This window comes from Pseudomonas sp. YQ_5 (assembly GCF_043103305.1).
GTDB lineage: Bacteria > Pseudomonadota > Gammaproteobacteria > Pseudomonadales > Pseudomonadaceae > Aquipseudomonas > Aquipseudomonas putida_Y.
In genome coordinates this window covers 83,995-109,471 of sequence record NZ_JBICJS010000053.1, presented here as the reverse complement: position 1 = coordinate 109,471, position 25,477 = coordinate 83,995, and the positions used below count along the sequence as shown (strand labels likewise).

Below are 25,477 nucleotides of genomic sequence, written 5' to 3'. Positions count from 1 at the left end.
ACCGCACCTACACCCGCCGCGGCAGGTGTCCACGAGTCACCAACTCGGCAAACTGCCGGGCGTTCAGCGGCCGGGCAAACAGCCAGCCCTGGCCATAATTGACCCCCTCGCTGTTCAGCAGCACTGCCTGGTCCTCGAACTCGATACCTTCGGCAATTACCCGCAGGTGCAAGTCATGGGCCATGCGGATGATATGCGGGGCCACGCCACTACTGGCGGCATCGTGGCCCAGAGCGTCGATGAATGCCTTGTCGATCTTCAGGCAGTCCACTGGAAGGGTTTGCAGGTAGGCCAGGCTGCAATAACCGGTACCAAAATCGTCGATCAGCACCTGGTGCCCCACGGCGCGTAGCGCCTGCAGGTTGTCACGGGCGACCACCACGTCAATCAGGCCGCGCTCGGTCACCTCGAAGGCAATCTGGCTGGGCGCCACTCGATGCAAGGCCAACAAGCGCGCCGCCACCCGGCCAATACGGGGCACCATCACATCGCAGGCCGCCAGGTTTATCGAGATGTATAGCTTGGGGTGCGAACGCAGTAGCTGCCCTAGCTGTTCAAGCACACGCTGCAGGACAAAGTCGGTGATCTGGCGGATCTGCCCGGTATTTTCCGCCAGCGGGATGAACAGGTCCGGGCTGGTCAGGGTGCCGTCCGGGCGGCGCCAGCGAACCAAGGCCTCGGCGCCCACACAGCGCCGGCTGTCGAGCTCGATGATTGGCTGGTAGAGCACCTGCAGCTCTCCACGACGCAAGGCATTCTGCAACTCTGAGCTCATCGACCGCCGTTGCAGAATCAACTGGAGTACCAACCAACCGATGCAGCAGGCCGCCAGCACGCTGCCGGGGAACAGCAGCCAGAGCATGCCGTTCATCCTCAGCGGCAGACTGGCCCTCGGGGCAATCAGCACCAACTGGTAATCCGGCGACTTGGTCGGCATTCGGTAGATCAGCCGGTCACTGAGTTCCAGCAGCGACTTTTGGCTGGTCGACCAGGCCGAGGGCGGTGGCCATACCTGTGGCGGGCCGAGCACCGGAATGGCCCGGGCACCGTTGTCCAACACCACGACCAGGCTGCCGCCCGGGGGCAGGTCCACCACATCAGTCAAATGCCCACGGGAGGTGGAAACCAGAAACTTGCCCCGACCCAGCATCAGTGCTGCCAGGTTCTCGTTCGGCTCGGTGGTGGTGTTAAGCCAGTAGCTGTAAGTCGGCCCCTGGATATCCGGCGCCCGCAAGGGAACGAACGCTCGCTCATCACCGCGGTTGGAGCAGGCAACATCACCATCCACATAAGCAGCTTCATAGATGAACCGCGAGTTCAGGCCAACCTGTTGCAAGGCTGCCAGCATTGCCGGGCTGCAGCCACGCAGGGGTTGGGCCTGCAGCAGATCGACCCCTTCGCGCAACTGGCCGAACACCTGTTCGAGCCGCTCCAGAAAACGCTCGCCCTGAGCATTCATTTGTTCGCTTTCGCTTTGTTTCATTTGTTGCAGGGCAATGCCGATGCTGGCAGAGAGCAACACCGCGGCGCTGGCCAGCGCTGCCAAAGTGGCCAGCATCCAGGGACGGTAAAAAATTTGGCGCAGCAAGGCGATGAAGGCTGACATCAAAGGCATCCAGTTGATAACCAAGGTATAGCAACTGAATCAAGAATCACCCTCACCGTTTGGCGCTTCGCTGCTATCCACCTACGCTCTTTTTTAGAGGCAGCCTCGTGGCTGTGATGAGACCATTAACGTTGATACAACTGCGTCGACCAAACCCGACTCTTCGCAGCGCAAGGCTGCTACAACAAATACCCCGCCCGCCGTGTCTCAACGCATGCGGTTAAGTACCTGCAGCATCGCTGCTGTCTGCGCATCCGGCATGCCGCCGAAACGCTGCGGGCGGAAGCGCATCTGGAACGCGGCGATTACATGGCGTGTGGCTACATCCAGCACACCGGTCTGATCGATCTGATAGCCAAACCGTGCCAGCTCCTGCTGGTACCAGCCAACGCTTGGCGGGTTGACGCTGAAGTAGGCCTGCTGCCGTGCCACGGCGTTGGCATCCGGCCAGACACCCAGCCCGGCATCGGCCAAGCGCTTCCACGGAAACAATGGTCCCGGGTCCAGCTTGCGCAGCGGGGCGATGTCACTGTGGCCGATGATATGGCGTGGTTCGATGTTGTTGCGTTTGACAATGTCCTTGAGCAGCACGATCAACGACTGGATCTGCGCCTCGCTGTAAGGGTGCCAGACCCGGCCGTTCGGGGTGTCGGTGAAGCCCGGATTGACGATCTCGATACCAATGGACGAGGAGTTCAGCCAGGTGCGCCCCTGCCACTGGCTATCACCGGCATGCCAGGCACGACGGTTTTCATCCACCAGTTGATACACCTTGGCCGGACCATCGCCGATCAGGTAATGGCTGCTGACCTCACCATGGGTAAGCAGCGCCAGGGAGCGCTCCAGCGAAGCATTGGTGTAATGCAGGACAATGAACTGGATGCGGTTGTCCTGATTGACCGAAGGGTGACTGCGGTCGATACGCAGGCCTGTCGAGCAACCGGCGACAGACAACAGCAAAAAGGAAATCAGGGTTTTTTTAAGCGTGGAAAGCACGTCAGTGGCCTCAGCGTACGAGTGCTACAGTATAACGTGCTCGCCTGCGCTGTGCCTGCCGAGGCGACGGCGGCCGGCTAGCCCTGCTCAACGCGATTTCGCCCCTGCTCCTTTGCCCGGTACAGCGCTGCATCGGCTCGTTTGAGCACCTGATCGCTGCGCTCGCCAGAGTGGAATGCGCCCAAGCCGATGGAGGTGGTGATCACCACCCGCTCACCCTTGAAGTGGAATGGGCAGGCTTCGACTGTGGCGCGCAACACCTCGGCCATTTGCGCGGCAACTGCCGGCGTGGTCTGCGGCAGCAGCAAGACGAATTCCTCGCCGCCAAACCGGGCGATAAAATCACGGGCCCGAAGACGCTTGCGCAACTGGTCGGCAACGATCTTGAGGACCTTGTCCCCAGCCAGATGCCCATAGTTGTCGTTAATGCGCTTGAAATGGTCCAGGTCAAGAATCGCCATCGCCAGATGGCCACCGTTTTCCTTCCATTCGAGCATTTCGCGTTCGACTCGCTCGCTCCAGGCCGCACGGTTGGGCAGGCCGGTGAGCGGGTCCAGCAGAGCTTTCTGGCGCTGCTCCTCCAGGTGCTCGCGATAACCAAGTGCTTCATGCTCCATGCTCGCCACCCGCTCCGACAAGCCTTGCAGTCGATCGGCCAGTTCCTGCTCGCGGCGATCACGCTCGTGCTTGTGCTCGTCCATGGTCACCAGCAAGCCTTCCAGGCGGTTTTCCAGAATGTGCTTGAGGCTGTCTACATCGGCGGCACCTTGCACGCTGCTCTGCAGGCCGTCGACGTGTTCACGCAGTTGACTATCCAGTTCGCGGGCAGCGGTGCTGTTGTCAGCATGGCCGGCGCTGGCCTCGTGCAGATGACTCTGGAAACCTTCCAGGCGTTCATTGAGCTGCTGCAGGTAAGTTTCGAATTCGTGCTGGCCGCTGTCGGTGATCGCCAACATGAGTACTGCCAAGTCATCCAGCACCGGAATCAGCTCATACCAGTTCAATCCGCGGGCAACCCGCTCGCGCATTTCCAGCGCCTGAGCCTTGTGTCGCTCGGGCAGGCTGAGGTCATCGAGCAGACCGATCAGGGTCTGCTCAATGTGCGCGGCAACCTGGCTGTAAGGCGGCTCCACTGCGTAGGGCAGTGCATAGGGACCGTCTTCACCAAGGATTTCTTCAAGGGCTTGTAATGGTTCTGCCTCAGCCAACGGCTCGCTGACGGCAACTGCAACTTCTGGCAGTGGCACTTTATGCTGTGGCAACGGGGCTGGCGGCATTTCCGCCGTTTCGATCAGAGCAGGGCCAAGCGCCTCCAGCTCAAGCTCGGGCGCTTCGGCCACCTCGGCAGTCGGAGCAGCAGGGGCCGCCAGCGGTTGTAGCGCATCGACGTCATCGGGCTGCGAGGGCTCGGTACTGCCGGCTGCCAAGGGCACAACCTCTTCAACTGGCAACGCCACCGGCGCAAGCTCTGGTCCTGCCTGTACATCTTCCTCGCGGCTTCCAAACAACCGCTGCAGAAAACCCGGTCGGGCTTCTTCACCCGTCTTGCCAAGGGCCGACAGCGCGCGCCCCTGCAAGCCACTCAACTCGCCCAACAGTGGCGGCAGCTCGCGTGACTGGGCAACCCCGCCGTCGAGCTTCTTCGCCAGCTTCTTCAATGACCGCGAAATATCGCTGGGTAACGGGAGACCTTGCAGTTGGCTTACCAGTGCGGTCAGCGCATCGCTGACCTGGTTCATGCGGGCTTCGCGACGCTGTTCAGAATCCAGTACCGCTTTCTCAAGGCGCGGAATCAAGCCGGCGAGGCCGGCGTCCATGTTGCTGCTGCGAATGACGTCGCGCATTTCCTTCATGCACTCGTCTACCACCTTGTCACTGCCTTCAGCAGCCAGGGTGCTGCGCACCAGACCTCGACGCAGCAGGTCAAGACGGGCGTCCCAACGACGCTCGAGCTTTTCTTGCTGCTCGATGCTTTTAAGGTATTTTTCTTTCCAGCGCTCAGCGTCTTCAGTCATGCCCGGGTCCGCAAACGGTGATGGCAATTAGCTCAAAACCGGCAGCGTATCCACAGTCAATGCATCAGGCAATCGAATCTCGACTGCAACGGGAAGGTGGTCCGAAATTGGCTGCGCCAGCACCTCGACACGTTCCAGTGTGAGGCTTGAACTGAGCAGAATATGATCAAGGCAACGCTGCGGTCGCCAGCTGGGGAAAGTGGCCTCGACTTGCGGGGCGACCAGGCCCAGGTCGCGCAGCGGCGAGTGCTCGAGCAGGTCGGTGGCGTGGGTGTTCATGTCGCCCATCAGCACCTGGTGACGGTAACCGCCAATCAGCTCGCGGATATACCCCAGCTGCAGGGCGCGGGTCTTGGCCCCCAATGCCAGGTGCATCATCACCACTATCAACGCATCGTCACCTTCGCCAAACCGGACCAGGATCGCACCACGCCCGGCCGGGCCAGGCAACGGATGGTCTTCGAGCAGTTGAGGCTTCAGACGGCTGAGCACACCGTTGCTGTGCTGGGCAAAACGCCCAAGGTTGCGGTTGAGCTGCTGGTACCAATAGGGGAAGGCCCCCAAGTGGGCCAGGTGTTCGACCTGGTTGACGTAACCCGAGCGCAGGCTGCCACCATCGGCTTCCTGCAGGGCCACCAGGTCGAAGTCGCCCAGCAGCCTGCCGATTTTCTGCAGGTTGCCGGCACGCCCGTTATGCGGCAGCAGGTGCTGCCAGCTACGCGTCAGGTAATGGCGGTAGCGCTCGGTGCTTATGCCCACCTGGATGTTGAAACTGAGCAACCGCAGGCGGCCATCCTCGGGCAGGCCCGGGGCCTGCAGGTGATGCTCGTTGACCTGCGGCTCGTGCAGGCCAATGCCACGCGTAGCTCTGAAGCGGGGCATGGATGGCGCCGCCTACTTGGCGGCGCGCTCCTTGTCGATTAGCTGGTCGGCGACATTCAGCACGCCTTCCGGTCCGCCGGCAGTACCCAGGTCGAAGCGGTACTTGCCGTTGACGACCATGCTCGGTACGCCGGTGATTTCATACTTCTTCGCCAGTTCCTTGGCCTGTTTGACCTGGCCTTTGATGGCGAACGAGTCGAAGGTAGCGAGGAACTTGTCCTTGTCAACGCCTTGAGTGGCGAGGAAGTCGGCCATGTCGTTCTTGTCGGTCAGGCGCTTGTGCTGGTTCTGAATGGCATCGAACACCGCCGCGTGCACCTTGTGCTCGACGCCCATGGCTTCGAGGGTCAGGAACATCTGGCCGTGCGCATCCCACGGGCCACCGAACATGGCAGGTACGCGCTTGAAGTTGACGTCCTTGGGCAGCTTTTCAGCCCAAGGGTTGATGGTCGGCTCGAAGTGGTAGCAGTGTGGGCAGCCGTACCAGAACAGCTCGACGACTTCGATCTTGCCAGGTACGGAAACCGGAACAGGGTTGCTCAGCTCGATGTATTCCTTGCCAGCAACAGGCTCGGCGGCCTGAACGGCAGTCATACCGAATACGCTGGCGGCGACCAGCGCAGCGCTGAGAATCAGTTTACGCATGCTTTACTCCTGAGCAGTCATGAGTCGCCACGACGCGACCTGCACTGAGACAGGCCGGGAAGGGCTCGAGTTCTGTAGTGTAACGGCTGCGGACGGAAAAAAGGGCAGCCCGGCCGCCCTTTCATCATTGGCCTACAACATTAACCGAAAGTTAATGCAGGCCCTGGATGTAGCTGGCCAACGCTTCGATATCATGGTTGCTCAGCTTGCCAGCGATAGTGCGCATGGTCATGGCATCGCCATCGTTGGTGCGGTTGCCTTCGCGGAAGTCAGTGAGCTGCTTGGCCACGTACTGCGAGTGCTGCCCGCCCAGGTGCGGGAAGCCAGCCAGGGCGATGCCCGCGCCGTTAGGCGAGTGGCAGCCAGTGCACGCTGGCATGCCCTTTTCCAGGTCGCCGCCGTTGAACAGCGCACGGCCGCGCTCGACCAGCTTGGGATCGGCGGCACCCACGCTGCCTTTCTGGCTAGAGAAATAGGCAGCGATATCGGCCAGATCCTGGTCGCTGAATGCGGCCAGCATGCCGGTCATTTCCAGCACGGTACGCTTGCCCGATTTGATATCGTGCAGTTGTTTTTCGAGATAGCGCTGGCCTTGGCCGGCCAGTTTAGGGAAGTTCGGTGCCAGGCTGTTGCCGTCGGGATTGTGGCAGGCGCCACAGACGGCGGTCTTGGCCTGGCCAGCGGCGGCATCGCCTTTGATAGGTTGCGCAGCAGTGGCCGCACCAGCGACACCCAAGGTCAACAGCAGACTCACGACTAGTTTGTTCATCAGCTAATCCAACACGGCTAAGGGTGAAATGTTATGTATCGGGACTGCCGCTCATCCAAAGGATGACCAAACGGTAGTCCTCGGCACTGCAGTCCATGCACAATCCACGCGGCGGCATAGCCTTGAAACCCTGGGTCACGTGCTTCACCAGTACATCCATGCCTTGCGCCAGCCTTGGCTCCCATGCTGCCCGGTCACCCCGTCTGGGTGCCTGTGGCAACTGCCCGGTGTGACAGGCCGCACACGTGCGGTTGTACAACACCTCGGGATCCTGTGTAGCCTGTGCGCTGAAAAACGGCAGGAACATACCGACAGCAAGCAGCCATTTCGCCATGCGGAACGACCTTCAGGGTTGGGGGCCGCGCTGCGTTCTGTTGCGCGAGCTATTGTTCGACACCCCATGCCCGTTCTCCTTCGCTGGGAGAATGAGCACACAAAAACTGGGGCATTATATACTTCCGCCATCCAAACGGAAACGACACCGCTTGCCAGGCTTGGCTCTACAAAGTCAGGCAACACCCACATCGGATATCCCATGCAAGTCAAGAACCCCATCCTCGGCCTCTGCCAGAAAGCCAAATTCGCCCTCAGCGCAGCCAAGGTCGAACAATGCCCGGACGACCAGGGTTACGAGGTGGCTTTTGCCGGCCGTTCCAACGCCGGCAAATCCAGCGCCCTCAATACCCTGACTCATGCCAGCCTGGCGCGTACCTCGAAAACTCCCGGGCGCACCCAGCTGTTGAATTTCTTCAGTCTGGACGATGAACGGCGTTTGGTCGACCTGCCAGGCTATGGTTATGCAAAAGTCCCGATTCCGCTCAAGCAGCACTGGCAGAAACACCTGGAAGCCTACCTGGGCAGCCGTGAGTGCCTGCGTGGCGTGATCCTGATGATGGACGTGCGTCACCCGATGACCGACTTCGACAAAATGATGCTCGACTGGGCCAAGGCCAGCAGCATGCCGATGCACATCCTGCTGACCAAGGCCGACAAGCTGACCCACGGCGCGGGCAAGAACACACTGCTGAAAGTGCAGTCGGAAATCCGCAAGGGCTGGGGCGATGGCGTGACCATCCAGCTGTTCTCGGCACCCAAGCGTCTGGGTGTGGAGGATGCCTACCGGGTGCTGGCCGACTGGATGGAACTGGAAGACAAGCCGGTCGTTTAATTTGCACTTGAACCGTAGGAGCGGGTTTACCCGCTCCTACGGGGCTCAGTACAAGCCAAACGGCAAATTCCGGGCAAAAAAAACCCCGGACTTCGTATGGGGAGGGGGAAGTTCGGGGTCCAAGTCCGGACCGCTAGGGCGGGGTCCAGATATCTGCCAACACTTAACACAACATAGGAGCATCGAAGGGCTTCACCAGCCATTCAGTTACTCTGAGTTCCGCTTCACCGGTTTAGTTCCGAAGCCCATAAAACTATTTGCGATAGTTTCATGAAACTTAAGCATCCACGGCACTGAGCGGTGCCTGGATCTGCGTCACTACGTCGCAGATCCTACACAGTTTTACCTGCTCAATCAGTGAGCTTCGTCCCAATTCGCACCAACTCCCGCCTCGACCAGCAGCGGCACATCCAGCTGCGCGGCCTGGCTCATGTGGTGGCGAATTTCATCTTTCACCTGCTGCACCAGGTCCTCGCGTACCTCGAGCACCAGTTCGTCGTGCACTTGCAGGATCACCCGGGCATCCAGCCCGCTCTCGCTCAACCAGTTGTCTACTTTGACCATTGCCCGTTTGATGATGTCGGCAGCAGTCCCCTGCATCGGCGCGTTGATCGCCGTGCGCTCGGCGCCCTTGCGCAGGGCAGGGTTCTTGGCATTGATGTCTGGCAGGTACAGCCGGCGGCCAAACAGGGTTTCGACAAAGCCTTGCTCGGCCGCCTGAGCGCGGGTGCGCTCCATATAGGCCAGCACGCCCGGGTAGCGGGTAAAATAGCGATCGATGTAGTCCTGTGACTGCTTGCGATCGACGCCGATTTGCTTGGCCAGGCCAAAGGCGCTCATGCCGTAGATCAGGCCGAAGTTGATGGCCTTGGCGCTGCGGCGCTGGTCGGTGGTGACATCTTCCAGGGCCACTCCGAACACTTCGGCTGCCGTAGCGCGGTGCACGTCCAGGTCGTTGCGGAAGGCATGCAGCAAGCCTTCGTCCTTGGCCAGGTGGGCCATGATGCGCAGCTCGATCTGTGAATAGTCCGCCGCCAGAAGCTTGTAACCCGGGCTGGCGACGAACGCCTGGCGGATACGCCGGCCTTCTGCGGTGCGGATCGGGATGTTCTGCAGGTTCGGGTCGCTCGACGACAACCGGCCGGTGGCCGCCACGGCCTGCTGGTAGGACGTGTGGATACGCCCGGTGCGCGGGTTGATCTGCCCCGGTAACTTGTCGGTATAGGTGCTCTTGAGTTTGCTCAGGCTGCGATACTGCATCAGCACCTCTGGCAGCGGGTAGCCTTGCTCGGCCAACTCGTCGAGTACTGCTTCGGCGGTAGATGGCTGGCCCTTGGCAGTCTTGCTCAGCACCGGCATGCCCAGCTTGTCGTAAAGGATCGCGCCCAGCTGCTTGGGCGAGCCGAGGTTGAACGCCTCACCGGCGAGCTCGTAGGCACGCAGCTCAAGCTCAGCCATCTTCACGCCCAGCTCACCGCTCTGTACTTTCAACAGCTCGGCATCGACCAGAGCACCCTGGCGCTCGATCCTGGCCAGCACCGGCACCAGCGGCATCTCGATATCCATCAGCACCGGTTGCACGCTCGGCGTCTGTGCCAGGCGGGCCTGCAATACGTGGTGCAGGCGCAGGGTGATGTCGGCATCTTCGGCGGCGTAGGGGCCAGCTTTGTCCAGGTTGATCTGGTTGAAGGTGAGCTGTTTGGCACCCTTGCCGGCGATGTCCTCGAAGGCGATCGTGGTGTGGTCGAGGTACTTCTGCGCCAGGCTGTCCATGTCATGACGGGTGGCGGTGGAGTTCAGCACATACGACTCGAGCATGGTGTCGTAGGCCACGCCGCGCATCTCGATGGCGGGGGAGCCATTGGCGAGGATGTTGATGTCGTACTTGGCATTCTGCCCGACCTTGGCCTTGGCCGGGTCCTCCAGCAGTGGTTTCAGCGCCAGCAGCACGGCCTCGCGGTCCAGCTGGACGGGCGCGCCTTCGTAATCGTGGGCCAGCGGCACATAGGCCGCTTCATGCGGCTCGACAGCGAACGACAGACCGACCAATTGCGCCTGCTGGGCGTCCAGGCCGGTGGTCTCGGTGTCGAAGGCGAACAGCGGTGCCTGGCGCAGCTTCTCCAGCCAGGCGTCGAAACGGGCCTGGTCGAGAATGGTTTCGTACCTAGGCTCGACCTTGGCCGCCGGCTCCGCGGCCGGGGCGACATCATCACCAGCCTTGGCCGCATCGCGCTGCACTTCGGCAACCCAGCTCTTGAACTCCATCTCGGTGTACAACGCCAGCAGCGCCTCGCGGTCAGGTTCACCGCACACCAGCGCCTCGACCTCCACATCCAGCGGCACGTCAACCTTGATGGTGGCCAGTTCGTAGGACAGGAATGCCGCGTCGCGGTGCTCCTCCAGCTTGGCCGGCAAGGTCTTGGCGCCACGAATGGCCAGCGCTGGCACTTTGTCCAGGTTGGCGTAAAGGTCGCTGAGACCGCCGCCGATGCCGGTCAGCAGCCCCACCGCCGTTTTTTCACCCACGCCCGGCACGCCGGGGATGTTGTCGACCTTGTCACCCATCAGGGCCAGGAAGTCGATGATGTGTTCCGGGCCGACGCCGAATTTCTCGTGCACGCCAGCCACGTCCAGCACGCTTCCGGTCATGGTGTTGACCAAGGTAATGTGCCCATCCACCAGTTGCGCCATGTCCTTGTCACCGGTCGAGATGATCACCGGGCGACCCAGGGCGGCGCTGCTGCGCGCCAGGGTACCGATCACGTCGTCAGCCTCGACACCCTCCACGCACAGCAGCGGGTAGCCCAGCGCCTTGACGCTGGCGTGCAGCGGCTCGATCTGTACACGCAGGTCGTCCGGCATGCTGGGGCGGTTGGCCTTGTATTCGGCGAACATGGCATCACGGAAAGTGCCGCCCTTGGCGTCGAACACCACAGCGAACAGGCTGTCGGGGTATTGCTTGCGCAGGCTCTTGAGCATGTTCAGCACACCCTTCACCGCACCGGTCGGCATGCCCTTGGACGTGGTCAGCGGCGGCAGCGCGTGGAAGGCGCGATAAAGGTAGGAGGAACCGTCCACCAGGACGAGGGGCGCTTGGCTCATGAGCAGAATCAACCTTTTCGACGGGTCCGGCGCTAGAATAGCCAGAATCATTGACGACAAAGGGACTAGGTTATCATGCGCACACTCAATCGCCTGTTACTGCTCGGCCTGTTGGCAACCACGCCTGTCGTCACCCTGGCGGCGGACGACGCCCCCTCGGCCGATCCCGAGGTGACCATTCGCACGGAAGGCGATAGAACCATCCAGGAATACCGGCAGAACGGCTTCCTGTATGCGATCAAGATCACGCCGAAAAACGGCAAGCCTTATTTTCTGGTACGCGCCGATGGCACTGATGCCAATTTCATTCGATCCGACCAGCCGGACATGCTGATTCCGTCCTGGAAGATCTTCGAGTGGTAAGCTGACGCGCACCGTTCACATCAACCCGGCACTTCCCGGCGGAAGTGCCCGTATGGGCAATTTTTCATCATGTCAGTCTTCACCCCCGTGACCCGGCCTGAGCTGGAAACCTTTCTGGCGCCGTACGAGCTGGGCCGTCTGCTCGACTTCCAGGGCATTGCCGCCGGTACCGAGAACAGCAATTTCTTCGTCAGCCTCGAACAGGGGGAGTTCGTCCTGACGCTGATCGAGCGTGGGCCCAGCGAGGACATGCCGTTCTTCATCGAGCTGCTCGACACCCTGCACGCTGCCGACATGCCGGTGCCCTATGCCATTCGTGACCGCGACGGCAATGGCCTGCGCGAGCTGTGCGGCAAGCCGGCATTGTTGCAGCCCAGGCTGTCGGGTAAACACATCAAGGCACCCAACAACCAGCACTGCGCCCAGGTCGGCGAACTACTGGCACACATTCACCTGGCCACCCGCGAGCACATCATCGAGCGCCGCACCGACCGCGGGCTGGACTGGATGCTGGCCTCGGGTGCCGAGCTACTGCCACGCCTGACTGCAGAGCAAGCCGCATTACTGCAGCCGGCGCTGGACGAAATCAGCGCACACAAGGCGCAGATTCTGGCCTTGCCGCGGGCTAACCTGCATGCCGATCTGTTCCGCGACAACGTGATGTTCGAAGGCACCCACCTGACCGGTGTGATCGACTTCTACAATGCCTGCTCCGGGCCGATGCTGTATGACATCGCCATCACCGTGAACGACTGGTGCCTGGATGAGCAGGGCGCGGTAGATGTACCACGCGCCCAGGCGCTGCTGGCAGCCTATGCGGCGCTACGGCCGTTCACTGCAGCCGAAGCCGAGCTGTGGCCGGAAATGTTGCGGGTAGGCTGCGTGCGTTTCTGGCTGTCGCGCCTGATTGCGGCCGAGTCGTTCGCCGGGATGGATGTGATGATCCACGATCCGGGTGAGTTCGAAGTGCGTCTGGCGCAGCGCCAGCAGGTGGCTTTGCACCTGCCGTTCGCTCTTTAGACCGCGTCTGCTTCTTCGCGGGTGAACCCGCTCCCACAGGGATAGCGACAGCCTTGAGGCCTGTGCAGTACCTGTGTGAGCGGGTTCACCCGCGAAGGGCCGGGACAGGCTTACAACTGTTCCAGGCAGCCTGCCAGGTCACCGCCCAGCTTCTCCAGCAAGCGCTCATACCCTTTGCCATCCACCGGATCAGTGCCGCCCAGGGCATCCAGCTCGGCCAGGCGCACCGGCAACCCGGCAGTCAGGGTCTCGGCCAATCGCGGCCGTATTGGCGGCTCGCTGAACACGCAGGTCTTCCCTACTTCCTGCAGGCGCTGGCGCATGGCCGCCACATGTTGCGCCCCAGGCTGCACCTCGGACGCTACGCTGAACACGCCCGCGTGCTTCAAGCCATATTCAGCCTCAAAATAATCGAAGGCTTCATGGAAGACGAAGTACGGCTTGCCGGCAATACCGGCCACGCGCGCCTTGATACGCCCGTCCAACGCATCCAGGCGTTCATCGAAGGCCTTCAGGTTGCTCTGATAGCGAGCCGCATTGGCCGGATCGACCTGGGCCAGATCAGCTGCCATTTTAGCTGCGATCACTCGCGCATTGACCGACGATAGCCACAAGTGTGCATCAAGACTGCCTGGGCGGTGGTCATGGTCGTGGTCGCTGTGGTCTTCTTCCTCATGGGAATGGCTGTCCTCGCCAAAGTGGCGCAACTTCATGCCAGGCAGCGCCTGCACAGCCACTGTGGCCTTGCTGCGGCTTCCCAGCACACGCGGAAGGAAGTTCTCCATGTCCGGGCCGATCCAGTACAGCAGGTCGGCATCGCCTACCCGCCGCACGTCGGAGGGGCGCAGCGCATAGTGGTGGGGTGAAGCCCCGGGTGGCAGCAGCACTTCAGGGCTGCCAACACCATCCTGCACGGCAGCGGCAATCTGCTGCAGGGGCTTGATACTGGTGAGCACACGCACGTCGGCCTGCGCGGAAAATGCGATGAAAGCGACAAACAGAACCAGGAATCGGGACACGGTGAATACTCGAGTCGTCAGAAACAGGTAACATAATAACGTCTCTGTCCAGAACCGTCGCTGCCCATGTCCATCACACCGCTGGCCAACCGTCCTCACGACCACTCCCATTGCGTACACAGCGCACTGGCTGAAGCCGATGCCTTGTGCACCCGCCAGGGCCTGCGCCTGACCGCCCTGCGCCGCCGTGTGCTGGAGCTGGTGTGGCAGAGCCACAAGCCGCTGGGTGCCTACGACATCCTCGCGGTGCTCAGTGAGCAGGACGGCCGCCGCGCCGCGCCGCCCACGGTGTACCGCGCGCTGGACTTCCTGCTGGAAAACGGCCTGGTGCATCGCATCGCGTCGCTCAACGCCTTCATCGGCTGCAGCCACCCCGAGCACGTGCACCAAGGTCAGTTTCTGATCTGTCGGGCCTGCCATGTGGCCATCGAGCTTGAACAGAGCAGCATCAGCGAGGCCATCATCAACAGCGCCAAAGGCGTGGGTTTCACGGTCGAGACCCAGACCGTGGAAGTGGTCGGCCTGTGCGGTAGCTGCCGGAGCGCAGCATGAGCGACGCCCTGATTCGCCTGGAGCAGGTCGGCGTCACCTTTGGCGGCGAGGCGGTGCTCGACAGCATCGACCTGTCGGTCGCCCCAGGCCAGATCGTCACCCTGATTGGCCCCAACGGGGCGGGCAAGACGACCCTGGTGCGCGCCGTACTTGGCCTGCTCAAGCCACATCGCGGCAAGGTATGGCGCAAGCCCAAGCTGCGCATTGGCTACATGCCCCAGAAGATTCAGGTTGATGCCACACTGCCGCTTTCGGTGCTGCGCTTCCTGCGCCTGGTGCCAGGTGTAGACCGCGCGGCAGCCTTGTCGGCGCTGCAGGAAGTGGGCGCCGAGCAAGTCATCGATAGCCCGATCCAGACTATTTCCGGCGGCGAAATGCAACGCGTGCTGCTGGCCCGCGCCTTGCTGCGCGAACCCCAGTTGCTGGTGCTCGACGAACCGGTACAAGGTGTGGACGTGGTCGGCCAGACCGAGCTTTACAACCTCATCACCCGCCTGCGCGACCGCCACGGCTGCGGCGTGCTGATGGTGTCCCACGACCTGCACCTGGTCATGAGCGCCACCGACCAGGTGGTGTGCCTGAACCGCCACGTATGCTGCTCGGGCCATCCCGAGCAAGTCAGCGGTGACCCAGCGTTCGTCGAACTGTTCGGCAAAACCGCACCGAGCCTGGCCATCTACCACCACCATCACGACCACAGCCACGACCTGCATGGCTCGGTGGTCGCCCCTGGCACCCATGTTCACGGAGAGCACTGCAAGCATGGCTGACTTTCTTCTCTACGCCTTGCTTGCCGGCTTGTCCCTGGCACTGGTTGCAGGCCCACTGGGCTCTTTCGTGGTATGGCGGCGCATGGCCTACTTTGGCGACACCCTGTCTCACGCCGCCCTGCTCGGTGTGGCCCTGGGTTTCGCCCTGGATGTCAGCCCGGCACTGGCGGTAACCGTGGGCTGCCTGTTGCTGGCGATTCTGCTGGTGACATTGCAGCAACGCCAGCCACTGGCCTCCGACACCCTCCTGGGTATCCTGGCCCCCAGCACCTTGTCGCTGGGCCTGGTGGTGCTGAGCTTCATGCACGATGTGCGCATCGACCTGATGGCTTACCTGTTCGGCGATTTGCTGGCCATCAGCCCCACCGACCTGGCCTGGATCCTCGGCGGCAGTGCACTGGTCCTGCTGCTGCTCGCTGTGCTGTGGCGGCCGCTACTGGCAGTTACCGTGCATGAAGAACTGGCCATGGTCGAAGGCCTGCCCGTGGCCGGCCTGCGCATGGCGCTGATGCTGCTGATTGCAGTGGTGATTGCAGTTGCCATGAAAATCGTTGGCGTGCTGCTGATCACCTCGCTGCTGATCATCCCTGCGGCTGCGGCACAGCGGCACGCCCGCTCACCAGAGCAAATGGCCCTGGGGGCCAGCCTGCTGGGCGTCACCGCGGTCTGCGGCGGCCTGGCCATGTCCTGGTTCAAGGACACCCCCGCCGGGCCGTCGATCGTGGTCTGCGCCGCGGTGCTATTCTTGCTGAGCCTGGCCCTGCCAAAACGCTGAGAGGCAGGGTGTGTGCAGGCACACCTTGCAACCTTTGGCCGGTAAAGGGTCTGTAAGGCCTATTTTCGAGCGTGCGCACCTGGGTGTAGACTTGCTCGCTTTTTGCGCAAATAGAGAGTCGCAGGAATGAAGCCGTTCGCCTCCCGTTATCTGCTTGTTGCCGCGTTTTCCCTGATCCTGGCTGCCTGTTCCAATGCGCCGGTCGACCAGGCCACCGCACCTGCCCAAGCAGATGCCTGGCAGCAGTTGCAACAGAACATCGCCAGCAATGAGCTGGCTACCGCCGAAGACCAGCTTGCAGCACTGCAGGCCCAGTCGCCGGATGATGCACGCCTGGAGCAATACCAGCGCCAACTGGCCGAAGCCTACTTGCAACGTAGCCAGATCGTCCTGCAAAAGGGCGATGTGAACGCGGCAGCTACCGCGCTGGCCCGCGCCCGTGCACTGATGCCGCAGGCGCCAGCGGTGACCGGCGGGGATGCTGTGACCCAGGCCCGCAAGGCCGAGCTGGAAAAAGCGGAAGCTGCGCTGAAAGCCGCCGAAGCCAAGCCCAAGGCACGCATCATCGACCCGACAGCGCCAAGTACCGTGGTGGCCTTGAAGACCACTGACAGCCGCGCGCTGCGCCGCCAACTGGACGACATTGCCGCCGATGTGGTGAGTTACCAGTGTGAAGTGGTGTTTCAGGTGCCGCGCACCGGGGATGCACCTTGGCTGAAAACCTTGCTGGAAAAGCGGGTGCGCAAGATTGACAGTGGGTTTGAGCTGAAGCAGAAGCATCAGATCCAGCGCTCGCTGCCGGCACAGGTGGTGCTGGTCCCGCATCGGCAGTAAAAGCTTCGCGGTTAAACCCGCTTCTACAGAAGGAGCGGGTTTAACCGCGAAAAGGCCTTATCAGGCAGGAACCGCTTCAGCAGCCGCCTCCCGCTCCCACACCCGGTGGCCTTCAACCGCTTTGACAAAGGCATCCACTGCCTTCTGCTCATCCCCGAGCAACAGCCCCTTGTCCTCCTTGAGCCCCAACGCTTTCGCCAATTCCTTGGTCAGCACCAGCGCCTTCAGGTGCTTGTAACCCTCCAGCAAGAAGTGCTTGGCCAATCCGCTAGCCGCCAGTGCATCCGTAGACGGCTTGCCTGCAGGCACGACAATCCCGTCAAACATGATTGAAGGCATCCCCTCCATCGACGCCGCTACCGGCAGTTGCTTGCCATCCGCCGCCTTCACCGGCGCCGAGGTCGGACCCAGCAGCATCGGCCGGGCACTGTGCGCTTCCAGGGCTTTGACCAGTTTGTCGACGCTGCCAGCGTCCACGCCATCTGCCACCAGCACGGCAATCTTGCGCCCCTTGATACCCACCGTACCTGGGTGGTTCATCTGGCTCAACGCAGGCGATTGCGCCGGCTGGCTACCCTTTACCTGCACCGTACCCGCTTTCGGCGCGGGGAGGCCCAGGTTGGCCGCAACCGCCGCCGCCAGCTTCAAGTCGATGTTGGCGAGAATGTCATTCACTTCCCGGGCGCGGATATGTTCACGCTCGACTTTGCCCAATTCGAAACTGTAAGCCTTGATGATGTGCTGTTGCTCAGTCGGGCTCATGCTCTGGAAGAACAGCCGAGCCTGAGAGAAGTGATCGCCGAACGACTCACTGCGCTGGCGAATCTTGTGCGCATCGATACGCTCCTGATAGCTCTCAAAGCCGCCGTCTTGCGCCGCAGGCGGGGTTTCCTTCGGCCAGCCGCCGTCAATCGAGTTGGGTTCGTAGGACGCCCGCCCCTTGTGCACAACGTGCTGGTGCAGCGCATCACGCTGGTTGTTGTGGTTCGGCGATACCGGTCGGTTGATCGGGATCTGGTGGAAGTTCGGCCCACCCAGGCGGCTGATCTGGGTATCGGTGTACGAGAACAGTCGGCCCTGCAGCAGCGGGTCGTTGGTAAAGTCGATACCCGGCACGATATGGCCCGGGCAGAACGCCACCTGTTCGACCTCGGCAAAGAAATTGTCCGGGTTGCGGTTGAGCACCATCTTGCCCAGCGGCGTGACGGGTACCAGTTCCTCCGGGATGATCTTGGTCGGGTCCAACAGGTCGAAATCGAATTTGTGTTCGTCGGCCTCAGGCACAATCTGCACGCCCAGTTCCCATTCCGGGTAGTCACCGGTTTCGATGGCTTCCCATAGGTCACGGCGCTGGAAGTCGGTGTCCTTGCCCGCCAGTTTCTGGGCTTCATCCCACAGCAGGGAATGCACGCCCTGGCTTGGTTTCCAATGAAACTTGACGAAGCTGGCCACGCCCTTGGCATTGATCAGGCGGAAAGTATGCACGCCGAAGCCTTCCATCATTCGAAGGCTGCGCGGAATGGCGCGGTCAGACATGGCCCACATGACCATATGAGCCGACTCCGGCACCAGCGATACGAAATCCCAGAAGGTGTCATGAGCTGAACCGCCGGTAGGTATCTCGTTATGTGGCTCCGGCTTCACCGCGTGGACAAAATCGGGAAACTTGATGGCATCCTGGATGAAAAACACCGGCATGTTGTTGCCGACCAAGTCGAAATTGCCTTCATCTGTATAGAACTTGACGGCAAAGCCCCGCACATCTCGCACCGTGTCGCCAGAACCGCGTGGGCCCTGAACCGTCGAGAAGCGGACAAAAACCGGGGTGATCTTTTCCGGATCTTGCAGGAAGCCGGCCTTGGTCAGCTCGGCGTGGTTGCCATAGCTCTGGAAGAACCCGTGTGCCCCGGCACCGCGGGCGTGCACGATGCGCTCGGGGATACGCTCATGGTCGAAGTGGGTGATTTTCTCGCGCATGATGAAGTCTTCAAGCAGCGACGGCCCGCGATCACCCGCCTTGAGGGAGTTCTGGTTGTCAGCAATGCGCACGCCTTGGTTGGTGCGCAGCGCATGCCCGGTCGCATCGCTGCGGTCGGCCTCCAGGCTCTGCAGCTTGGCATTGGTGTTGGCCCGGTCGGGGGTCTGGGTGCCGGCGGCCTCGCTGTGCTTGGGCGCATCCGTTTTCTTACTGGGCATGATCGGCTCTCCTCATCAGTCTTAAGGCGTGCCCGTTCAGGGCTTGTGCAAGTAGTGACTGGAGGGCGTTGCCGAGCGTTCAATCAGGATTACCGGTTGTCGCGATATGCCCGATGGATTGGTACATGACGAAATAAATGCTAAGAACAGCTATGGGAAAAGGCTAAAATGCGCGACCCCAGCTAACCGCTGACCCAAATTTCAATGCGCCCCACAAGGTTCGCTACGTGATCGAGTTCCAACAGGTACATAAAACCTACCGCGTTGCCGGTAGGGAAATCCCCGCACTGAATCCGACCAGCCTGACCATCGAAGATGGCCAGGTGTTCGGCCTGATCGGCCATTCCGGCGCCGGCAAAAGCACCATGCTGCGCCTGATCAACCGCCTGGAGGAACCCTCCGGCGGCAAGATCATCGTCGACGGCGAAGACGTCACCGCGTTCAACGCCAGCCAGTTACGCGGCTTCCGCCAGCAGGTCGGGATGATTTTCCAGCACTTCAACCTGCTGGCCTCCAAGACCGTCGCCGACAACGTCGCCCTGCCGCTGGCCCTGGCCGGCGAGCTGTCGCGCAGCGAAATCGACAAGCGCGTCACCGAGCTACTGGCTCGCGTTGGCCTGTCGGACCACGCCAAGAAGTACCCGGCACAGCTGTCCGGTGGCCAGAAACAGCGCGTCGGTATCGCCCGCGCCCTGTCGACCAACCCGAAGATCCTGCTATGCGACGAGGCCACCAGTGCCCTCGACCCGCAAACCACGGCCTCCGTCCTGCAACTGCTGGCCGAGATCAACCGTGAACTGAAGCTGACCATCGTGCTGATCACCCACGAGATGGACGTGATCCGCCGTGTCTGCGACTGCGTGGCAGTGATGGACGCCGGTAAGATCGTCGAGCAAGGCTCGGTGGCCGAGGTGTTCCTGCACCCGCAGCACCCCACCACCAAGCGCTTCGTCCAGGAAGACGAGCAGGTCGACGAAGGCGAGCAGCGCGACGACTTTGCCCACGTTCCAGGCCGCATCGTACGCCTGACCTTCCAGGGCGACGCCACCTACGCGCCGCTGCTGGGCACCGTGGCCCGCGAAACCGGTGTCGACTACAGCATCCTCGCCGGGCGTATCGACCGCATCAAGGATGTCCCCTATGGCCAGCTCACTCTCGCCCTGATCGGCGGAGACATGGAAGCGGCGTTCGCCCGCTTCAAGGCAGCTGACGTACATATGGAGGTAATGCGTTGATGGACGCTCTGAGTTTCTTCGCCAACGTCGACTGGGCCGAAATCTGGCTGGCCACCGTCGATACCATGATCATGCTGTTCGGCTCGCTGTTCTTCACCGTGCTGCTGGGCCTGCCACTGGGTGTGCTGCTGTTCCTCTGCGGGCCAAAGCAGATGTTCGAACAAAAAGGCGTCTATGCGCTGCTGTCGCTGGTGGTCAACATCCTGCGCTCGCTGCCATTCATCATTTTGCTGATCGTGATGATCCCGTTCACCGTGCTGATCACCGGTACCTCGCTGGGCGTTGCGGGTGCCATCCCGCCGCTGGTAGTGGGTGCCACGCCGTTCTTTGCGCGCCTGGTTGAAACCGCCCTGCGTGAAGTGGACCGCGGCATCATCGAGGCCACCCAGTCAATGGGTGCCACCACCCGCCAGATCATCACCAGTGCGCTGCTGCCGGAGGCCCGTCCGGGCATCTTCGCGGCCATTACCGTAACCGCCATTACCCTGGTTTCTTACACCGCCATGGCCGGTGTGGTGGGTGCCGGTGGCCTTGGCGACCTGGCTATCCGCTTCGGCTACCAGCGTTTCCAGACAGATGTGATGGTAGTGACCGTGGTACTGCTGCTGGTACTGGTTCAAGTACTGCAGAGCGTGGGCGACAAACTGGTCGTGCATTTTTCCCGTAAGTAACCCCAATGGGGTCGGCCTGGCCGACCCGTTCGGGGGCCGTCGCGGCCCTCACAAGGAGTGATCAATGAAGAAGCTGCTTGCTGTCGCTGCCGCTGTCGCGGCCTTCTCGGCCCAGGCCGATACCCTCACCGTCGCCGCCACCCCGGTGCCGCACGCCGAGATCCTCAACTTCGTCAAACCACAACTGGCGAAAGAAGGCGTAGAGCTGAAGGTCAAGGAATTCACCGACTACATCCAGCCGAACGTGCAGGTGGCCGAAAAGCGCCTGGACGCCAACTTCTTCCAGCACCAGCCTTACCTGGATGAGTTCAACAAGGCCAAGGGCACAAACCTGGTGAGCGTGACTGGCGTGCACATCGAGCCACTGGGCGTGTATTCGACCAAGATCAAGAAGCTCGACGAGCTGTCCTCCGGCGCCACCGTGGTCATCCCCAACGACGCCACCAACGGCGGCCGCGCCTTGCTGCTGCTGGACAAGGCTGGCGTGATCAAGCTCAAGGACAACAAGAACATCCTGTCGACCGTGAAGGATGTTGCCGAGAACCCGAAAAACGTGAAGTTCCGTGAGCTGGAAGCCGCCACCATCCCGCGCGTGCTGACCCAGGTAGATGCCGCCCTGATCAACACCAATTACGCGCTGGAAGCCAAGCTGAACCCGGAAAAAGACGCGCTGGCCATCGAGGGCAGCGACTCGCCTTACGTGAACATTCTGGTTGCCCGCCCGGACAACAAGGACTCGGACGACATGAAGAAACTGGCGGCTGCACTGCACTCGCCTGCGGTGAAGCAGTTCATCATCGAGAAGTACAAAGGCGCTGTGGTTCCGGCGTTCTGATCCGACCTATCACGCTGGACTCTTCGCGGGTAAACCCGCCCCTACACACATCGTTGTAGGAGCGGGTTTACCCGCGAAGCTTTTGGGGCTGACTCAATCCCGCTTGACCAGCCCCGGCAGCTGCGCCCCCAGCTTCTGGTTGTTGAACGGCGCCCGAATGAACCCGCGCTGCCGCCCATCCGGCCCGACAATCGCCAGGTTACCGCTGTGATCCACGGTATACCCCGGCTTGCTGGTGTCCGCCGGAATGAACGGAATGCTCAAGGCATTGGCCAGCTTCTGGGTATCCTCGATCGACCCCGCCACCCCGACAAAGTCCTTGTCGAAATAGCCCAGATACTGCTTAAGCTGGTTCGGCGTATCGCGGTTAGGGTCCACACTCACCAACACCACCTGCAGCCGGTCGACGGCATCCTTGGGCAGCTCGCTCTTCACCTGGCGCAGCTGGGCCAGGGTGGTCGGGCAGATATCCGGGCAGTAGGTGTAGCCAAAGAACAGCAGCGACCATTTGCCCTTGAGGGCATCCATCTGCACCGGCTGGCCGTCCTGGTTGGTCATGGTGACATCGGCCACGGCGCGGCTCTGCGGCAGCAGGATGATGCCCGCATCGATCAGCTCGGCAGGGTTGGGCTGGTCACGACCATTAAGCACCTTGTTGACGGTCAGGCCCATGATCAACGCGACCAGGGCAACGAGGATGAAGACGGTTTTCTGGGTTCGGGTCATAGGTTCAGCAACAGGTAGTGGTCAAGAAGCAACGCAATGAACAGCGCGAACAGGTAGCCGATAGAGTACTTGAAGGTGCCGATCGCTGCGTGCGGCCGGCTGCTACGGTACAACACCCAGGCCCATTGCAGGAAGCGCAGGCCCAAAGCCAGGGCACAGGCCAGGTACAGCGGGCCACTCATGTGGATGGCGTACGGGAGCAGGCTCACTGCCAGCAAGATCAGGGTGTACAGCAGGATATGCAGCTTGGTGTAGTACTCGCCGTGGGTCACCGGCAACATCGGGATATCGGCCTTGGCGTATTCCTCCTTGCGGTGGATGGCCAGCGCCCAGAAATGTGGCGGGGTCCAGGCGAAAATGATCAGCACAAGCAGCAAGGGTTCGGCGCTGACATGGCCGCTTACCGCCACCCAGCCTAGCAACGGTGGAGCGGCGCCGGCCAGGCCACCGATGACGATGTTCTGGGGCGTGGCGCGCTTGAGAAAGCCAGTGTAGAGCACCGCATAACCGAGTAATGAGGCCAGGGTCAGCCAGGCGGTGAGGGCGTTGGTGAACACAAGCAGCAGAACCATGCCCAACAGGGCCAGGGCCAAGGCGAACAACAGCGCCGGCAGGGGCTCGACTCGGCCTTGGGCCAAAGGCCGTTTGTGGGTGCGCGCCATCAGCGCATCGATGCGCCGATCCACCACATGATTGACCACCGCTGCGCCACCCGCGCACAGGCCTATGCCCAGGTTGCCGAACAACAGCACGCTCCAGCTGACGCCCGCCCGGGTGGCCAGGAACATGCCCGCCAGCGAGGTGATCAGCATCAGCACCACCACCTTGGGCTTGGTCAGCTCAAGATAATCGCGCCAGCGAGCCCGTCGTACGCTTAGAAGCGTCGCCACGAGTCGTTCCTCATATGATGGGAAATGCCCACCCCGACCACGGGCCGCAGACGCCAGCCATGGCCGACGCCCACTCGAACCTTGTCGACCACTCGAATGCGGTAGTTCACCAGCACCATGCTCAGCAGCAGCATCGCCCCGCCGGCATTGTGCGCAACAGCCACCGCCAGCGGCAGGTGGAACACCACATTGCTGATGCCCAGGCCCACTTGCAGGGCCAGCGCCAGCAGCACCAGCCGTGCCAGGCCGGGGAGACCACAGCGGTGCAGCTTCCAGCTGAGCATCAGTAGCACGCAGGTCACCAGCAGCGCGCCCAGCCTGTGGCTGATGTGGATGGCCGTACGCGCATCACTGTCCAGCTGCCCGCCAAGGTAATTGGGCCCGACGTGTTGGGTCAGGTGGAAGCCGTTGCTGAAGTCCGCCGCTGGCCACCACTGGCCATGGCAAGTCGGCAGGTCGATGCAGGCCACGGCGGCGTAGTTGGCGCTGACCCAACCGCCCAGGGCGATCTGGCCGATTACCACCAGTAGCGCCAACGCCGCGATTCGGCGCAGGCTCAGCGGCAGTTTCGGCAAGGGCGCAAAGGCCCGGGACAGACGCAGAGACAACAGGAACAGCAGGCTCAACGTGGTAAAGCCACCCAACAAGTGCGCCGTGACCACCTGCGGCCATAGCTTCAGGGTGACGGTCCACATACCGAAGGCTGCCTGGGCCAGCACCACACCCAGTAGCAGCATGGGCAGGCGATAAGGCTGCCCATCGCGGGCATGCCGGCGTACTGCCTGAAAGGCGAGCAGGGCGATCACCACGGCCAGGCTACCGGCGAAATAGCGGTGGACCATTTCGGCCCAGCCCTTGGCAGCCTCCACCGGGTGCTCAGGAAAGTGCAGCTCGGCATGGGCCAACTGCGCGTCGCTCTTGGGCACGCTGATAAAGCCATAGCACCCTGGCCAGTCGGGGCAACCGAGGCCGGCGTGGGTCAGGCGGGTATAGGCACCGAGCAGGACGACCAGCAGTGCCAGCAGGGTGGCGAACACAGCAAGGCGAAATCCAGGTCTGGCCATGGCAGGCTCCTAGCCGATATTGGACAGCTTGAGCAGGTGGCGCAGGTCATCCAGCACATGCTTGCCGTTGACCTTGCCGTCGTAGCGCAGCACCAGGTTGCCGTGCGGGTCGACGATCCACAGCTGCGGGCCGGGCTCGACAACCTTCTGCTGGTAACGTTGCGCATCCAGCGGGTAGCGCTGCAACTGCGGGTACTCGCGGCCGAGCAGTGCCTGGTAGTCGGCACTCAGCGGCTGGGCGGCGGCCAGCGCGTGGCTGGCGCGGCTGGCATCACGCCCCAGCCCGACCTGAATCTGCCGAGCCAGGTACACCAGGCGCTGACAGTCTTCGGTGCAAGCCTGGGGTGCGCTGACCAGCAACTGCCAGCGATTGTCCTGCCCTGCCACGCCGAGATCGGCACGGCTTTCCCCATTGCCAATCATGGCACCATGGTAGCTGCGGCCTTCCGGCACCCAGAATTTGAGCTTGTACATGCTGGTGGCCAGAACCATCGGCCCAAGCACCACCAGCAGGATAAGCAACAGCTGCAAACGCCCACGGGCTCTGGGTTTGCTACGTTCATGCGCGTCCAGTGGAGTGGCGGTGGCCATGGCGTTTCTCCTTGTTTTGGTGCCAGCCGAAGAAGAGGTAGAGCAGAACCAGAGCGGTCGCCAGGGCAAACCACTGCACGGCGTAACCCACGTGTTTTTCGGGGCTCATGGCGACAACCGGCCAGTCCAGGCGATAGCTCGCCGGGCCCGGCTCCAGGCGCAATTCCTGGGCGAAGCCTTCGCGATCAAGCTGTTGCCATAGCAGCGCGGCATCGATAGCGGTCAACAGATGTGGCCATTGCCCGCCGATGGGGTCCGGGTGCAGCTGGAAGGTGCTTCCAGGCGCGACATACACAGAAGCATCCAGCGCCAAGGCCTGCGCAGGGGTTTCGAAGTGCACCGGCAGCCGGCGGTCCTGCCATGGCAGCCAGCCACGATTGATCAGCAACCACAGGCCGCTGGCTTGGTCGTGGAAGGGCTGCAGCAGCTCGACACCGGCTTTGCCGTCGCGCATGCGGTTGTCCAGCAGCACGCTGTGCTCGGCGTCGAAGCGGCCATACAAATGCACGCGGCGGAAGGCGTTGTCTTCTTTCGAGAGGAGCTGGGCGGTGGTGATCGGCGCTTCAATCCGCCGTTCTGCATAAGTGGCCAGCAGCACGCGCTTTTCCTCGGCACGGCCAAGTTGCCAGCAACCAAGCGCAATCAGCCCCGGCAGCAGTGCAAGCACCACCAGCGTCGGTACCCAGCCTGGGCGAAACGGCCTCACGGGCGCCTCGCTATACTTATCCACATCACCGCATCCCCCCGGAGTAA

At 61.9% G+C, this 25,477-nt stretch carries 25 protein-coding genes; 10 read left to right on the top strand and 15 right to left on the bottom strand.

The features are described 5' to 3' along the window. Positions 1 to 7 precede the first annotated feature (7 nt). The 7 genes from ACF8EA_RS12305 to ACF8EA_RS12275 form a co-directional block, all read right to left on the bottom strand. The gene (locus tag ACF8EA_RS12305) at positions 8 to 1,606 is read right to left on the bottom strand and encodes an EAL domain-containing protein (RefSeq protein ID WP_021784605.1); all 1,599 of its coding nucleotides are present in this window, start codon (positions 1,604 to 1,606) and stop codon (positions 8 to 10) included. Positions 1,607 to 1,813: 207 nt separating this feature from the next. Further along, the gene (locus ACF8EA_RS12300) at positions 1,814 to 2,602 is read right to left on the bottom strand and encodes an N-acetylmuramoyl-L-alanine amidase (protein WP_392522143.1); all 789 of its coding nucleotides are present in this window, start codon (positions 2,600 to 2,602) and stop codon (positions 1,814 to 1,816) included. Between the two features lie 77 nt (positions 2,603 to 2,679). Next, positions 2,680 to 4,617 carry a GGDEF domain-containing protein gene (locus tag ACF8EA_RS12295; RefSeq protein ID WP_392522142.1) on the bottom strand — a complete coding sequence of 646 codons (1,938 nt, stop codon included), beginning with the start codon at positions 4,615 to 4,617 and terminating at the stop codon, positions 2,680 to 2,682. A gap of 27 nt (positions 4,618 to 4,644) precedes the next feature. Further along, positions 4,645 to 5,499 carry an endonuclease/exonuclease/phosphatase family protein gene (locus ACF8EA_RS12290; protein WP_103443600.1) on the bottom strand — a complete coding sequence of 285 codons (855 nt, stop codon included), beginning with the start codon at positions 5,497 to 5,499 and terminating at the stop codon, positions 4,645 to 4,647. A 12-nt stretch (positions 5,500 to 5,511) separates the two neighbouring features. Then, positions 5,512 to 6,144: a thiol:disulfide interchange protein DsbA gene (gene dsbA / locus ACF8EA_RS12285; RefSeq protein WP_003252987.1), complete on the bottom strand. Its 633-nt coding sequence runs from the start codon at positions 6,142 to 6,144 to the stop codon at positions 5,512 to 5,514. Between the two features lie 151 nt (positions 6,145 to 6,295). Continuing rightward, positions 6,296 to 6,913 (bottom strand): cytochrome c, encoded by a 618-nt coding sequence (locus ACF8EA_RS12280; RefSeq protein WP_003252989.1) that lies wholly within the window; start codon positions 6,911 to 6,913, stop codon positions 6,296 to 6,298. A gap of 31 nt (positions 6,914 to 6,944) precedes the next feature. After that, the gene (locus tag ACF8EA_RS12275; protein ID WP_003252992.1) at positions 6,945 to 7,247 is read right to left on the bottom strand and encodes a cytochrome c5 family protein; all 303 of its coding nucleotides are present in this window, start codon (positions 7,245 to 7,247) and stop codon (positions 6,945 to 6,947) included. Positions 7,248 to 7,448: 201 nt separating this feature from the next. Here ACF8EA_RS12275 and yihA point away from each other — a divergent pair, with 201 nt between their 5' ends. Further along, the gene (gene yihA / locus ACF8EA_RS12270) at positions 7,449 to 8,081 is read left to right on the top strand and encodes a ribosome biogenesis GTP-binding protein YihA/YsxC (RefSeq protein WP_010951522.1); all 633 of its coding nucleotides are present in this window, start codon (positions 7,449 to 7,451) and stop codon (positions 8,079 to 8,081) included. A gap of 354 nt (positions 8,082 to 8,435) precedes the next feature. On the opposite strand, the gene polA is transcribed toward yihA, so the two are convergent. Next, on the bottom strand, positions 8,436 to 11,183 hold the full coding sequence (polA, locus tag ACF8EA_RS12265) for a DNA polymerase I (protein ID WP_021784601.1): 2,748 nt from the start codon (positions 11,181 to 11,183) through the stop codon (positions 8,436 to 8,438). Between the two features lie 75 nt (positions 11,184 to 11,258). Here polA and ACF8EA_RS12260 point away from each other — a divergent pair, with 75 nt between their 5' ends. Both ACF8EA_RS12260 and ACF8EA_RS12255 read left to right on the top strand, forming a co-directional pair. Continuing rightward, on the top strand, positions 11,259 to 11,546 hold the full coding sequence (locus ACF8EA_RS12260) for a DUF2782 domain-containing protein (protein ID WP_176683014.1): 288 nt from the start codon (positions 11,259 to 11,261) through the stop codon (positions 11,544 to 11,546). A gap of 69 nt (positions 11,547 to 11,615) precedes the next feature. Beyond that, on the top strand, positions 11,616 to 12,566 hold the full coding sequence (locus ACF8EA_RS12255; RefSeq protein ID WP_021784600.1) for a homoserine kinase: 951 nt from the start codon (positions 11,616 to 11,618) through the stop codon (positions 12,564 to 12,566). A gap of 110 nt (positions 12,567 to 12,676) precedes the next feature. On the opposite strand, the gene ACF8EA_RS12250 is transcribed toward ACF8EA_RS12255, so the two are convergent. Further along, on the bottom strand, positions 12,677 to 13,585 hold the full coding sequence (locus ACF8EA_RS12250) for a zinc ABC transporter substrate-binding protein (RefSeq protein WP_031322607.1): 909 nt from the start codon (positions 13,583 to 13,585) through the stop codon (positions 12,677 to 12,679). A 66-nt stretch (positions 13,586 to 13,651) separates the two neighbouring features. Here ACF8EA_RS12250 and zur point away from each other — a divergent pair, with 66 nt between their 5' ends. From zur to ACF8EA_RS12230, 4 genes are all read left to right on the top strand, one after another. Beyond that, entirely contained in the window at positions 13,652 to 14,137 is a 486-nt protein-coding gene (zur, locus tag ACF8EA_RS12245) for a zinc uptake transcriptional repressor Zur (RefSeq protein ID WP_021784598.1), read from the top strand. After that, positions 14,134 to 14,907 (top strand): zinc ABC transporter ATP-binding protein ZnuC, encoded by a 774-nt coding sequence (znuC, locus tag ACF8EA_RS12240; protein WP_003253004.1) that lies wholly within the window; start codon positions 14,134 to 14,136, stop codon positions 14,905 to 14,907. The genes zur and znuC overlap by 4 nt, the downstream gene beginning before the upstream one ends. Further along, a complete protein-coding gene (gene znuB, locus ACF8EA_RS12235) occupies positions 14,900 to 15,682 on the top strand; it encodes a zinc ABC transporter permease subunit ZnuB (RefSeq protein ID WP_021784596.1) in 783 nt (260 codons plus the stop codon). Before znuC ends, znuB begins: the two co-directional genes overlap by 8 nt. A gap of 126 nt (positions 15,683 to 15,808) precedes the next feature. Beyond that, positions 15,809 to 16,516 carry a PA5502 family lipoprotein gene (locus ACF8EA_RS12230; RefSeq protein ID WP_103469512.1) on the top strand — a complete coding sequence of 236 codons (708 nt, stop codon included), beginning with the start codon at positions 15,809 to 15,811 and terminating at the stop codon, positions 16,514 to 16,516. Positions 16,517 to 16,576: 60 nt separating this feature from the next. Here ACF8EA_RS12230 and katE read toward each other — a convergent pair whose 3' ends face one another. Continuing rightward, complete coding sequence (gene katE / locus ACF8EA_RS12225) at positions 16,577 to 18,712, bottom strand: catalase HPII (RefSeq protein WP_392522140.1); 2,136 nt, start codon at positions 18,710 to 18,712, stop codon at positions 16,577 to 16,579. A gap of 227 nt (positions 18,713 to 18,939) precedes the next feature. Between katE and ACF8EA_RS12220 the strand changes: the two genes are divergently transcribed. The 3 genes from ACF8EA_RS12220 (at position 18,940) to ACF8EA_RS12210 (ending at position 21,453) form a co-directional block, all read left to right on the top strand. Next, the gene (locus ACF8EA_RS12220; protein WP_021784593.1) at positions 18,940 to 19,947 is read left to right on the top strand and encodes a methionine ABC transporter ATP-binding protein; all 1,008 of its coding nucleotides are present in this window, start codon (positions 18,940 to 18,942) and stop codon (positions 19,945 to 19,947) included. Continuing rightward, positions 19,947 to 20,618 (top strand): methionine ABC transporter permease, encoded by a 672-nt coding sequence (locus tag ACF8EA_RS12215; protein ID WP_021784592.1) that lies wholly within the window; start codon positions 19,947 to 19,949, stop codon positions 20,616 to 20,618. The genes ACF8EA_RS12220 and ACF8EA_RS12215 overlap by 1 nt, the downstream gene beginning before the upstream one ends. Positions 20,619 to 20,682: 64 nt before the next feature. Next, on the top strand, positions 20,683 to 21,453 hold the full coding sequence (locus ACF8EA_RS12210) for a MetQ/NlpA family ABC transporter substrate-binding protein (protein WP_392522139.1): 771 nt from the start codon (positions 20,683 to 20,685) through the stop codon (positions 21,451 to 21,453). A 93-nt stretch (positions 21,454 to 21,546) separates the two neighbouring features. Here ACF8EA_RS12210 and ACF8EA_RS12205 read toward each other — a convergent pair whose 3' ends face one another. Genes ACF8EA_RS12205 through ACF8EA_RS12185 form a run of 5 tightly spaced genes read right to left on the bottom strand, consistent with a single transcriptional unit; the run spans position 21,547 to position 25,430 of the window. After that, positions 21,547 to 22,179, bottom strand: a complete 633-nt coding sequence (locus tag ACF8EA_RS12205) for an SCO family protein (protein ID WP_021784590.1) — start codon at positions 22,177 to 22,179, stop codon at positions 21,547 to 21,549. Then, the gene (gene cyoE / locus ACF8EA_RS12200) at positions 22,176 to 23,069 is read right to left on the bottom strand and encodes a heme o synthase (protein WP_392522137.1); all 894 of its coding nucleotides are present in this window, start codon (positions 23,067 to 23,069) and stop codon (positions 22,176 to 22,178) included. Before cyoE ends, ACF8EA_RS12205 begins: the two co-directional genes overlap by 4 nt. Further along, a complete protein-coding gene (locus tag ACF8EA_RS12195) occupies positions 23,054 to 24,133 on the bottom strand; it encodes a heme A synthase (protein WP_021784588.1) in 1,080 nt (359 codons plus the stop codon). Before ACF8EA_RS12195 ends, cyoE begins: the two co-directional genes overlap by 16 nt. A 9-nt stretch (positions 24,134 to 24,142) precedes the next feature. Next, on the bottom strand, positions 24,143 to 24,724 hold the full coding sequence (locus tag ACF8EA_RS12190) for a hypothetical protein (RefSeq protein ID WP_021784587.1): 582 nt from the start codon (positions 24,722 to 24,724) through the stop codon (positions 24,143 to 24,145). Then, the gene (locus ACF8EA_RS12185; RefSeq protein WP_028697690.1) at positions 24,693 to 25,430 is read right to left on the bottom strand and encodes an SURF1 family protein; all 738 of its coding nucleotides are present in this window, start codon (positions 25,428 to 25,430) and stop codon (positions 24,693 to 24,695) included. The genes ACF8EA_RS12190 and ACF8EA_RS12185 overlap by 32 nt, the downstream gene beginning before the upstream one ends. Positions 25,431 to 25,477: the final 47 nt, after the last annotated feature.

Excerpts from the sequence above, each read along its gene's own strand:
- ACF8EA_RS12305 (WP_021784605.1), bottom strand. The coding sequence starts at position 1,606 with ATGTCAGCCTTCATCGCCTTGCTGCGCCAAATTTTTTACCGTCCCTGG.
- ACF8EA_RS12295 (WP_392522142.1), bottom strand. The coding sequence starts at position 4,617 with ATGACTGAAGACGCTGAGCGCTGGAAAGAAAAATACCTTAAAAGCATC.
- ACF8EA_RS12290 (WP_103443600.1), bottom strand. The coding sequence starts at position 5,499 with ATGCCCCGCTTCAGAGCTACGCGTGGCATTGGCCTGCACGAGCCGCAG.
- dsbA (WP_003252987.1), bottom strand. The coding sequence starts at position 6,144 with ATGCGTAAACTGATTCTCAGCGCTGCGCTGGTCGCCGCCAGCGTATTC.
- ACF8EA_RS12280 (WP_003252989.1), bottom strand. The coding sequence starts at position 6,913 with ATGAACAAACTAGTCGTGAGTCTGCTGTTGACCTTGGGTGTCGCTGGT.
- ACF8EA_RS12275 (WP_003252992.1), bottom strand. The coding sequence starts at position 7,247 with ATGGCGAAATGGCTGCTTGCTGTCGGTATGTTCCTGCCGTTTTTCAGC.
- yihA (WP_010951522.1), top strand. The coding sequence starts at position 7,449 with ATGCAAGTCAAGAACCCCATCCTCGGCCTCTGCCAGAAAGCCAAATTC.
- polA (WP_021784601.1), bottom strand. The coding sequence starts at position 11,183 with ATGAGCCAAGCGCCCCTCGTCCTGGTGGACGGTTCCTCCTACCTTTAT.
- ACF8EA_RS12260 (WP_176683014.1), top strand. The coding sequence starts at position 11,259 with ATGCGCACACTCAATCGCCTGTTACTGCTCGGCCTGTTGGCAACCACG.
- ACF8EA_RS12255 (WP_021784600.1), top strand. The coding sequence starts at position 11,616 with ATGTCAGTCTTCACCCCCGTGACCCGGCCTGAGCTGGAAACCTTTCTG.
- zur (WP_021784598.1), top strand. The coding sequence starts at position 13,652 with ATGTCCATCACACCGCTGGCCAACCGTCCTCACGACCACTCCCATTGC.
- znuC (WP_003253004.1), top strand. The coding sequence starts at position 14,134 with ATGAGCGACGCCCTGATTCGCCTGGAGCAGGTCGGCGTCACCTTTGGC.
- znuB (WP_021784596.1), top strand. The coding sequence starts at position 14,900 with ATGGCTGACTTTCTTCTCTACGCCTTGCTTGCCGGCTTGTCCCTGGCA.
- ACF8EA_RS12230 (WP_103469512.1), top strand. The coding sequence starts at position 15,809 with ATGAAGCCGTTCGCCTCCCGTTATCTGCTTGTTGCCGCGTTTTCCCTG.
- katE (WP_392522140.1), bottom strand. The coding sequence starts at position 18,712 with ATGCCCAGTAAGAAAACGGATGCGCCCAAGCACAGCGAGGCCGCCGGC.
- ACF8EA_RS12215 (WP_021784592.1), top strand. The coding sequence starts at position 19,947 with ATGGACGCTCTGAGTTTCTTCGCCAACGTCGACTGGGCCGAAATCTGG.
- ACF8EA_RS12210 (WP_392522139.1), top strand. The coding sequence starts at position 20,683 with ATGAAGAAGCTGCTTGCTGTCGCTGCCGCTGTCGCGGCCTTCTCGGCC.
- ACF8EA_RS12205 (WP_021784590.1), bottom strand. The coding sequence starts at position 22,179 with ATGACCCGAACCCAGAAAACCGTCTTCATCCTCGTTGCCCTGGTCGCG.
- ACF8EA_RS12195 (WP_021784588.1), bottom strand. The coding sequence starts at position 24,133 with ATGGCCAGACCTGGATTTCGCCTTGCTGTGTTCGCCACCCTGCTGGCA.
- ACF8EA_RS12190 (WP_021784587.1), bottom strand. The coding sequence starts at position 24,724 with ATGGCCACCGCCACTCCACTGGACGCGCATGAACGTAGCAAACCCAGA.